6 protein-coding genes are annotated in these 10,743 nt (G+C 72.6%); 2 read left to right on the forward strand and 4 right to left on the reverse strand.

Features of this window, described 5'->3' with window-relative positions; all coding sequences use genetic code 11:
* Positions 1-74: 74 nt before the first annotated feature.
* Genes MXD61_RS14890 through MXD61_RS14905 form a run of 4 tightly spaced genes read right to left on the reverse strand, consistent with a single transcriptional unit; the run spans position 75 to position 5,432 of the window.
* On the reverse strand, positions 75-2,030 hold the full coding sequence (locus MXD61_RS14890) for an ABC transporter ATP-binding protein (RefSeq protein WP_248813746.1): 1,956 nt from the start codon (positions 2,028-2,030) through the stop codon (positions 75-77).
* Complete coding sequence (locus tag MXD61_RS14895) at positions 2,027-2,935, reverse strand: ABC transporter permease (protein WP_248813747.1); 909 nt, start codon at positions 2,933-2,935, stop codon at positions 2,027-2,029. Before MXD61_RS14895 ends, MXD61_RS14890 begins: the two co-directional genes overlap by 4 nt.
* Positions 2,932-3,879, reverse strand: a complete 948-nt coding sequence (locus MXD61_RS14900; RefSeq protein WP_308222757.1) for an ABC transporter permease — start codon at positions 3,877-3,879, stop codon at positions 2,932-2,934. Before MXD61_RS14900 ends, MXD61_RS14895 begins: the two co-directional genes overlap by 4 nt.
* Positions 3,876-5,432 carry an ABC transporter substrate-binding protein gene (locus MXD61_RS14905; RefSeq protein ID WP_248813748.1) on the reverse strand — a complete coding sequence of 519 codons (1,557 nt, stop codon included), beginning with the start codon at positions 5,430-5,432 and terminating at the stop codon, positions 3,876-3,878. The genes MXD61_RS14900 and MXD61_RS14905 overlap by 4 nt, the downstream gene beginning before the upstream one ends.
* Before the next feature lie 673 nt (positions 5,433-6,105).
* Here MXD61_RS14905 and MXD61_RS14910 point away from each other — a divergent pair.
* Together MXD61_RS14910 and MXD61_RS14915 are read left to right on the forward strand one after the other, a co-directional pair.
* Positions 6,106-7,470, forward strand: coding sequence for a cytochrome P450 (locus MXD61_RS14910; protein WP_248813749.1), 1,365 nt, complete (start codon positions 6,106-6,108; stop codon positions 7,468-7,470).
* Positions 7,467-10,743: type I polyketide synthase (locus tag MXD61_RS14915; protein ID WP_248813750.1), on the forward strand; the 3,277-nt coding region annotated here is incomplete at its 3' end. The genes MXD61_RS14910 and MXD61_RS14915, both read left to right, overlap by 4 nt.

Raw genomic sequence — 10,743 nt, forward strand, 5'->3', positions numbered from 1 at the left:
ACCGATCGGGACGCCCACCTCCGCGAGTCTCGGCCGTTTCGGCGGCCCTGAACTCCGCGGTGATCGTCCGGGGATCACCGCGGGGTGCCCGCGGCCAGCAGTTCACGGGTGTAGTCATGGGCGGGCGCGGCGAGCAGCCCTTCGGCCGGCCCCGCCTCGACGACCAGGCCGCCGCGCATCACCAGGATGTGCTCGCTGACATGTCCGATCACGCCCAGGTCGTGCGAGATGAACAGCAGGGCGAGACCGAACTCGGCCTGAAGGTCGGCCAGCAGGTCGAGGATCTGCGCCTGGATGGAGACGTCCAGCGCGGAGACGGGCTCGTCGCAGACCAGCAGGTCCGGGCCGGGGGCCATCGCCCGGGCGAGGGCGACCCGCTGCCGCTGGCCGCCGGAGAGCTCGAGGGGACGCCGCTCGAGCAGCCGGGCGCTGAGCCCGACGGTGTCGAGCAGCTCCACGACCCGGGCCCGCCGGGCGGCGCCGCGGGGCACACCGGCGACCGCGACGGCCTCCGCGACCAGACGCGCCACCGTGAACCGTGGGTCGAACGAGCTCAGCGGGTCCTGGTGGACGGCCTGGATGCGGCGGCGGTGGGTGCGCCGGGCGGATTCGGCGACGTCCGGGCCGTTCCACAGGCGTCCGGCGAAGTGGACGGTGCCCTCGTCCGGTCGCAGGGCGCCGAGCACGATCCGCGCGGTGGTCGTCTTGCCGGAGCCGGACTCACCGACGATGCCGAGTGTCTGCCCGGCCCGCAGCTCGAACGTCACGTCCCGGGCGGCCGACTGCCAGGTCCCGTCCGGCGAGCGGAACCGCCGGCCAAGCCCGTCCGCGCGCAGCAACGGCTCCTCCCCCGTGGGAACCGGACGCGGCACCGTCGCCGCCACAGCCGCTGGGACGGCCGGCCGCGACGAGGGCAGCGCGGGCGGGGACGGCGGGGACGGCGGGGAGGCCGCGGGGACGGCCGGCGCGGGGAGCCCGACGAGCGGCGGGTGCGCCGTACCGGGCGTCGGATGCCAGCAGGCCACCGACTGTCCGGGGGCGATCTCGGTCAGCGCCGGCTCGTGTGTGCCGCAATGATCATCAGCCGCGGGGCAGCGGACGGCGTAGGGGCAGCCCGGCCCGGCGAGGGTCAGGTCCGTCGCCCGGCCCACCGACAGCCGGGTGCCCCGGGTGCGGGCGGAGGGGACGGCACCGAGCAGGGCGCGGGTGTAGGGATGGCGGGCGTCCCCGAGCACCTGGTCCGCCGGCCCGTGCTCCACGATCCGCCCGGCGTACATGACGGCGATCCGGTCGGCGAGGCGCGCGACGACGGTCAGGTCGTGGCTGATCAGCAGCAGCGACAGGCCGGTGTCGGTCAGCCGGCCCAGCAGGTCGAGCACCTGCACCTGCAGTGTGACGTCCAGGGCCGTGGTCGGTTCGTCCGCGATGAGCAGCCGCGGGCCGGCGGCGAGGGCGGCGGCGATCAGTGCTCGTTGCCGCAGCCCGCCGGAGAGTTCGTGCGGACGCTGGCGGGCCCGCCGCCGCGGGTCGGGGATGCCGACGTCGGCCAGCAGCTGGCGCACCCGCTCGTCGTACTGGTCGCGCCGCACCGTGCGGTGCAGGCGCAACACCTCGGTGATCTCCGCCGCGATGGTGCGCATCGGGTCCAGGGAGACCAGCGCGTCCTGGAGGATCAGCGCGATCCGCCCGCCGCGGACCGTGCGCCACTGCGCCTCACGCAGCGCGGTCAGGTCCTGCCCGTCGAACGACAGTTCCCGCACGGCGACGGTGGAGCGTCCACCGGTCAGTCCGATGATCGTGCGGGCGACGACGCTCTTGCCCGACCCGGATTCGCCCACCAGCGCCAGGGTCTGGCCGGCCTCGATGCCGAACGACACCCCGCGCACGGCCGGCACCGACTGCCCGCCGGTGTCGAAGGTGACCGCGAGCCCGTCGACGACCAGGCCACGGCTGTCCCCGCCGGAGGGAGGCTCGCCGACGGCGGCGGTCCGGGCGGTCAGGGACGGGTCGGATGCGCTGGTGGTGGTCATCGGCCGGTCCGTCCGGTGTAGCGGCCCTGGAGGTGGCGGCCGACCAGGTTGATGGACACCACCGACACGGTGACCGCGAGTCCCGGGAAGAGCGCGATCCACCAGGACGTCTGCAGGAAGTCACGGCCGTCGGAGAGCATCGCCCCCCATTCCGGTGCCGGTGGGCGGGTGCCGAGGCCAAGGAAGCTCAGCGACGAGGCGTAGATCAGCGACGTACCGAAACCGACGCTGGCCAGCACCAGCAGCGGGCCGAGCGCGTTCGGCAGCACATGGCGCACCGTCAGCACCCGGCGTGACAGGCCGAGTCCCACCGCCGCCTCCAGGTAGCCGGAGCGCCGCACCAGCAGCGCCTCCGCCCGCACCAGCCGGCTGTAGGGCGGGATGAACGCCACCCCGATCGCGATCAGCACGTTGACCGTGCCGGAACCCAGCACCGAGATCACCACCAGGGCGACCAGCAGCGGGGGCAGGGCCAGCAACATGTCCATCACCCGCATCAGGACCTGGTCGCCGTACCGGCCGCCGAGGCCGGCGACCAGGCCGAGCAGCGCCCCACCGAGCACCGAGATGACGGTCGCGCCGCAGCCGAGCAGCAGTGAGGGCCGGGCCCCGTGCACCACCCGGCTGAACACGTCCCGGCCAAGCTGGTCGGTGCCGAACAGGTGGTGCGGGGTCGGGCCGCGCAGCGCCGCGGCCGGGTCCGTCTGCGTCGGCGAGCCGGCGACCAGCCCCGGCGCCACGACCAGCAGGGCCGCCAGCACCAGCACCGCGGCGGCGATCAGCACCGGCACCGGCGCGCCGGTGAGCCCGGACCGGGCTGCCCGGGCGGCCCGGGCGGCGCCGGCACCGGCACCGCGGCGCAGCCGGCCGGAACGCTCGGCCCCGGTGGCGTCCAGGACGGTCATACCGCCACCGCCTCGGCCCGCAGCCGGGGGTCAACCACCAGCGCGAGCAGGTCGACCAGGGTGGAGATGACCACGAAGGCCAGCGCGCACAACAGCACCACTCCCATCACCACCGGCATGTCCTTGGTCGACACCGCCTGAAGGATCAGCGCGCCGATCCCCGGCCGGCCGAACACCGTCTCCACGGGCACCACTCCACCGATCAACGTGCCGGTCAGCCAGCCGGCGAGGGTGAGCAACGGGACCGTGGCGTGACGCAGCGAATGCCGGGTGGTGACCCCCAGCTGGCTCAGGCCGCGGGCCCGTGCGGTCATCACGAACGGCTGGGTGAGCGTGGCCTCCAGCCCCTCGCGCAGCACCTGGCCGAGCACCCCGGCCAGCGACAGGGCCAGGGCCAGGGCCGGCAGCACCAGCGACCGCAGGTCGCCGGCACCGGCGACCGGGAACAGCGAGAGCTGGAAGGAGAACGCGGTCAGCAACAGCAGGCCGATCCAGAACGGCGGTGTGGAGACCGCGACCAGCTCCCAGGCCGAGGCCACCGAGCGCAGTGGCGGCCGCCGTCCGGCTGTCAGCACCGCGGAGGCCACCGCGAACAGGACGGCCAGGCCCAGTGCGGCCAGCGCCAGTTGGACGGTGGGCCACAACTGGTCGCCGATCAGGGCGGTCACCGGCTGCTGCTGCTGGTACGACTGCCCCAGGTCACCCCGGACCACATCGCCCAGATAGTGGACGTACTGCACCACGACCGGCTGGTCGAAGCCGTAGTCAGCCCTGATCTGGGCCCGGATCTCGGGCGAGGCCGCCGAGTTCGGGCCCAGCAGGATCGCCACCTGGTCGCCGGGGATCAGATGCAGGGCGCCGAAGGCGAGCGTCGCCGCCCCCAGCATCACCACCAGCGCGGCCGCCAGTCGCCTGGAGCCGAACAGCAGCAGCCGGGCAGTCACTTCTTGTCCCGCCACACGTCGTAGAAACGAGGCCAGGCGTTCGTGTCGAAGCCCAGGTCCCGCACGTACTTCGCCGCCCCCACGATGTAGGTCGGCGTGTACACCGGGATGACCGCGGCCTGTTCGATCACCCGCTGCTGGGTCTGCGCGTAGACCTGGTCACGCACCTTCTGGTCGAACGTTCCCTCGCCGGTCTCGGTCCACGTGTCGACCTGCGGATCGTTCAGGAAGGAGATGTTCTGCCCACCGCTCGCGGCGGTGCTCTTCGAGTGGAAGGCGAGCCGCAGCACGTCCGGTTCGTAACGGGCCCAGCTCAGGTCGAGCAGGTCGTAGTCACCGGAGTAGATGGCGTCGATGTACGTGCCCGGGTCCAGGCTTGGCCGCACCACCTCGACACCGATCCTGCGCAGGTCCGCCTGGATGGCCTGGCCGAGAACGTCACGCTGCTCGCGGATCAGCGACGGCACGATCGGCCAGCGCAGGGTGAGTCGCTTACCGTCCTTCGTCCGATAGCCGGCCGAGTCGTGCCCGGTCCAGCCGGCCTGGTCGAGCAGCTGGTTGGCCCTGGCCGCGTCGTAGGGCCAGCTGTTCTCGACCGCCGAGGAATAGGACGGGGTGAGGGCCCCGATCGGGCTCCACGCACGCTTGTACTGGCCGAAGTACACGGTCTGCACATCGGTGGACAGGTTGATGCCCAGCTGCAGCGCCTTGCGCAGCTTCTCGTCGTTCAGCGGGGCGCGGGAGATGTTCGGGTAGATGTTGTAGTTGCCGCCCGCCGCGTCGCGGCGCAGGACCTGCAGGCCGCTGTTGGCGCTCACGGTCCGCACGTTCGCCGGTGGCAGGGAGCCGGCCACATCGATCTGCCCGCTGGTCAGCGCGCCGACCCGGACGGAGTTCTCCCGCAGGAAGCGGATGGTCAGCGTGTTCAGGTAGGCGGGGCCGGTGTGCCCGGCGCCCTGCGGGGCCCAGGCGTAGGCCGGGTTACGGGTGAGGACCACGCTCTGGCCCTTGGTGTAGCTGGTGAACACGAACGGCCCGGTCCCGACGGATGTCGGCCCGCCGGCGCTGAGCTTGGCGGCATTGGCCGCGAGCGTTCTGGGTGAGTAGAAACCCAGGTAGGCGGTGCTGGCCGCCTGGAGGAACGGGGCGAACGCCCGGGTGAAGCTGATCTTCACCGTCTGTGGGTCGATCACCTCGGTGCCCGCGTACGGGCCCAGCAGGCTGGCGGCGTACTGCGACTTGGTCGACTTCGCCACGACGTGGTCGAAGTTCGCCTTGACCGCGGCCGCGTCAAAGCTGGTCCCGTCGCTGAACTTCACGCCCTGGCGCAGGTGGAAGGTGTAGCTGCGGACGTCCGGGGAGATCTCCCAGGAGCTGGCGAGCCACGGCCGCAGGGCCCCCTTGGCGTCCTGGTAGACGAGTGAGTCGAACACGTTGCGCTGGATCAGCGCCGTGACGTCCTGCGGACTGACGTGGATGTCGAAATTGATCGGCTCGGTGTCGGTCGCGAACGTCAGGGAACCACCGTGGACCGGGGTGGTCGCCCGGTCCACGGTCGAACCACCGCCTGAACTGCAGGCGGCCAGCAGCGTCGCGGCGACAACGAAGGACAGCGAAATTCGACGGCGACTTCGAGAAAAGCGCATACATCTGCTCCAGAGACACGGAAATGCAGCACAGAAAAAACCGGGAAACGAGTGACAGCCGAGTCTCCGAAGCCGGAGCCGAGGCGTCAGGGTGCGGTGGGAAACCCCGCCTGCCAGGCAGTTCACAGAGCTTAACCGCACCTACTCAGGGCGGAAACCGACTCTTCTGTGATACGGCACACACCCCAGCGAACTTCGGCGAGATTGTTTCAGGAACACGACAGTGTCGGCCTGGCGACCCTAATAGACCCCAGGTCACAGGGGTGCCATCCGGGCCTCTTGGGGTTGGCGCTAGGGGTGTACCCCGACTAACGTCGTATCCGGCTGGCAGCTACGGCAATGATGACCGTTGGCGGCGGCATTCTCATTCTGGCAATGCGGGTCGGGATCGCAGCACGGACCGGACGCACTGATCCCACGCACAGTTCGCCGATCACACACAGCTCGTCCGGCTGATCGCCTGCACCATGGCCCTCGTTGTTTTCCCGCGCCGCTCCCCCACGGCGTTACGGCGGCCCAGCCGCGCAGGCGAACCACTCCGGTTGCGGCTGCCCGGACCCAGACCGAAGGAGCTCGCCCCGTGAGCACACCTGCACACCTCGCCCCCAGCACGGGCGCACCGACCGCCACCGCCCTGTCCGCGCCCGGCGGCGCAGGGGTCGCGGGACCACCGGCGACGCCTGGCGACCTCGATCTCACCGATGGGACCAGGTTCGCCGACGGCATCCCCTACGACCTGCTCGCCCGGCTGCGCGCCGAAGCACCGATCCTGCTGCACCCCCCGGGATCCTCGGTGGACGGGGAGGCCTTCTGGGTCCTGACCCGGTACGCCGACATCGCCGCGGTCGCCGCCGACCCGGTGTTCTCCTCGCAGGGCGGCGGTGGCCGTTCCGGCGGCGGCACCCATCTCGACGACCTGCCCCTGGGCGTCCACCCCGGCGTCCTGATCGGGATGACCGACGATCCTCGCCATGCCCGGCTACGCGACCTGCTACAGCCGGCTTTCGATCATGAGGCGGCGCGGGCACTGGAACCGGAGATCCGCGCACGGGCGGCGGCGCTGCTGGACGCGGCGGTCGAACGTGAGACGGGCAACTTCGCGACCGAGGTCGCCGGACCGTTCGCGACCGAGGTCGTGGGCCTGCTGTTCGACGCGCCCCGCACCGACTGGCCCACCCTGACCGGATGGACACACGCGGTGGCCGGACTGGTCAACCGCACCACCGGTGTCGTCGACGACCAGTCCAAGGCCATCGGCCTCAGCGTCGGCGAATACTGCGGCACGCTGCTGGTCGGCCGGCGGGGATGTCCCGGCGCCGACGTCGTCTCGCGGCTGGCCAACGGCGAGCTGGCGACCGACGGCACGCCGGCGGCGGCCGCGGCGGGAGCGGCCGATCGACCGCTGACGGAGTACGACCGGGCGGCGAACCTCAACCTGCTGTTCCTGACCGGTGTGGAACAGCCGCGCAACACCGCCGCCAGCGGCGTGCTGGCCCTGGCCGAGCATCCCGACCAGTGGAACCTGCTGCGTGCGGACCGGTCGCTGCTGCCCCGCGCGATCGAGGAGATCCTGCGCTGGGCCCCACCGAACCCCTACAACCGGCGCACCGCCCGACGCGACGTCGACTTCGGTGGCACACACATCCGCGCCGGCCAGAAGGTCACCCTGTGGTGGGCCTCGGCGAACCGGGACGAGTCCGTGTTCCCGCACGCGGACCGGTTCGACGTGCGCCGCGACCCGAACCCGCACCTGAGCTTCGGCGCCGGTGAGCACAGCTGTCTCGCCGGTGAACTCGCCCGGCTGGAGCTGCGCGTCCTGCTGGAGGAACTGCTGGACCGGGTCGAGCGGATCGAGCTGACCGGGCCGGTGGCCTGGACCCCGAGCAACAAGCACGCAGTGGTCGTCGACCTTCCGGTCCGGCTCGTCCCGAAGGGACAGCGATGAGCATCGAACACCCCACCAGCACGCCGCGGCCGCCGTCCGAGTCGACGGTGCCCGACAGAACAGTGACCGACAGGACAGTGACCGACCGCTCGGTGGCCGACCGCTCGGTGGCCGACGAGGCGGTGGCCGTCATCGGGCTGGCCTGCCGGCTGCCGGGTGCCGCCTCGCCGGAGGCGTTCTGGCGGCTGCTGGTCGACGAGGTCGAGGCGGTCGGTGACATCCCGGCGGCCCGGGTGGCACCGGCCGGCCCGCTGCCGGCTCGAGCGAGCGGCGGCTGGCCCCTGCGCGGTGGCTTCCTGGCCGAGGTGGACACGTTCGACGCCGACTTCTTCGGCATCTCCGCCCGGGAGGCCGCAAGCCTCGACCCGCAGCAGCGGCTCGCCCTGGAGCTGGCCTGGGAGGTGCTGGAGGACACCCGCTCCCAGCCGCCGGCGGCGCCGGTGGGCCCGGTCGGGGTGTACCTCGGTGCGATCGCGGACGACTACGCCCGCCTCGCCCTCGGCCAGGGCGAGGCCGCCGTGGGCCCGCACACCCTGACCGGTCAGAGCCGCGGTCTGCTGGCCAACCGGGTCTCCTACCTGCTGGGGCTGTCCGGGCCGAGCCTGGTCGTCGACTCCGGCCAGTCCTCGTCCCTGGTCGCCGTGCACCTCGCCTGCGAGAGCATCCGCCGCGGGGAGAGCCGGCTCGCCCTGGCCGGCGGCATCGACCTGCACCTGGACGCCACCGGCTTCCGGACCGCCGAGAAGTTCGGCGCGTTGTCGCCCACCGGGCGCTGCCACACCTTCGACGCCCGCGCCGACGGGTACGTCCGCGGCGAAGGCGGCGGCCTGGTCGCCCTCAAGGCGCTGCGGGACGCGATCGCCGACGGCGACCGGATCCACGCGGTCATCCGCGGCAGCGCCGTGAACAACGACGCCGGCGGTCAGGGGCTGACGGTCCCCCGTCAGGGTGCGCAGGAGGAGGTGCTGCACGCCGCCTACGCCCGCGCCGCGGTAGCACCATCCGCGGCCCGGTTCGTCGAGCTGCACGGCACCGGGACCCCGGTCGGCGACCCGATCGAGGCCGCCGCGCTGGGCGCCGTCCTTGGCCGCGACCGTGGCCAGGACGAGCCTCTGCTCGTCGGTTCGGTCAAGACGAACATCGGTCATCTCGAGGGCGCCGCCGGCATCGCCGGGCTGCTCAAGGCGGTTCTCAGCGTCGCGGCCGGGACGCTGCCGGCCAGCCTGCACTTCGAGTCCCCGAACCCGCGCATCCCGTTGGACGAGCTGAACCTGCGGGTCAACGTCCGCACCCAGCCGATCCGAACGGCCGGACGCCCCCTGATCGCGGGGGTCAGCTCGTTCGGCATGGGCGGCACCAACTGCCATCTGGTGCTGGGCGAGGCACCCCCGTCGACCGCGCCGACCAGCGGTGCCACCGAGGCGGGCTCGGACGCGCTGGTGTTCACCCTGTCGGGCCGCAGCCGCCAGGCGCTGCGCGGGCAGGCCGCTCGGCTGCACGAGCATCTCGCGGCGCACCCGGACGCCGGCCTCGCCGACGTCGCCTACTCGCTGGCCGCCACCCGGCGGACGTTCGAACATCGGGCCGCGATCGTCACGGCGGACCGTGACACGCTTCGCACGGAGCTCGCCGCGTTGGCCGAGGGCCGCACGATCGCGGGTTTCGGCCCGCCGCTGGCCGGCGCCGACCGTCCGGTGCTCGTCTTTCCAGGCCAGGGCTCGCAGTGGGTCGGCATGACCCGGCAGCTGCGCGCACGGTCTGACCGGTTCCGCGCGGCCTGGGACCGTTGCCTGGAGGCGTTGGCCCCCTACCTGGACTGGTCCCCGGACGAGGCGATCGACGACCCGCGGCTGCTGGAACGCAGCGATGTGGTCCAGCCGCTGCTCTGGGCCGCGATGATCTCCCTGGCGAGGCTCTGGGAGTCCTACGGCGTGATCCCCGCGGCGGTGGTCGGCCACTCCCAGGGTGAGATCGCCGCCGCACACCTGGCCGGCGTCCTGTCGCTGGCGGACTCGGCGAAGGTCGTCGCGCTGCGCGGGAAGGCGCTGACCACGCTGGTCGGACTGGGTGGCATGGCCACCCTGGGACTGCCCGCCGCCGACGCGACCGAGTACGTCGCCCGGTGGGACGGCCAGCTGACCCTCGCCGCCGTCAACGGTCCCCGGTCCTGCGTCGTGGCCGGCCCACCCGACGCGCTGCAGGCACTGATCGCCCGCGCCCAGGCCGACGGGATCTTCGTCCGGCTGGTCCCGATCGCCTATCCCTCGCATTCGCGGTTCGTCGAGCCCGTCCGTGAGCCCATGCTGGCGGCGCTGGCGGACATCACCGCCCAGCCGGCCCAGGTGCCCTTCTACTCGACCGTCACCGGGGACCTGATCGCCGACACCACCACCCTGACCGCCGACTACTGGTACACCAACCTGCGCCAGGCCGTGCGTTTCCACGACGCTGTCGGTGCGCTCGCCCGCGACGGGCATCGGCTGTTCATCGAGTCCAGCACCCATCCCGTGCTGACCGTCGCCGTCCAGGACACCCTCGACGACGCCGGGGTGGACGGCCGCGCGTTCGCGACCCTGCGCCGCAACGACGGCGATCTGACCCGCTGGCACGGCGCGGTGGGCGACGCGTTCGCCGCCGGCCTGACCGTGGACTGGCAGCCGGCGTTCGCCGGCCATCCCGTGCGACCCGTCGACCTGCCCACCTACGCCTTCCAGCGACGCCGGCACTGGTTGGACGCCGCCGTGCCCACCAACGCCGCGTCGGCGCCACCCGGCACCGCGCCGGCCAGCACACCCGCGGCCAGCACAGCCGCGACGGTCGACGCCGACCGCGGGCCGGTAGCCGATCCGCCGGCGGACGACTCGCTGGCGGCGCAGGTCGCGGCGCTGCCCCGCGGCGACCGGCACGCCCATCTGCTGCGGCTGGTCCGCGCCGAGGTGGAGGCGGTCCTCGGCGGTGGGGAAGCGACCGACCTGACCCGGACCTTCAAGGATCTCGGGCTCGACTCGCATCTGTCGGTGGAGCTGCGTAACCGGCTCGCCGCGGTGACCGGACAGCGGCTGCCCGCGGGCATCCTGTTCGACCATCCCACCGCGGACCGGCTCGTCGGCCACCTGCTGGAACGGCTTGTGGGCGCTGACGCCACGGTGGCCACCGGTGCGGCGTCGGGGCGGACCGGTGGGCCCGCCGACTCCCGGGAGCCGATCGCCGTGGTCGGGATGGCCTGCCGACTCCCCGGCGGCATCACCTCACCCGACGAACTCTGGCACCTGC

Origin of the sequence: Frankia sp. AgPm24 (assembly GCF_023243055.1) — a bacterium.
GTDB classification, from domain to species: domain Bacteria; phylum Actinomycetota; class Actinomycetes; order Frankiales; family Frankiaceae; genus Frankia; species Frankia umida.

Coding starts and splice junctions, on each gene's coding strand:
- MXD61_RS14895 (WP_248813747.1), bottom strand. CDS start 2,935: ATGACCGTCCTGGACGCCACCGGGGCCGAGCGTTCCGGCCGGCTGCGC.
- MXD61_RS14890 (WP_248813746.1), bottom strand. CDS start 2,030: ATGACCACCACCAGCGCATCCGACCCGTCCCTGACCGCCCGGACCGCC.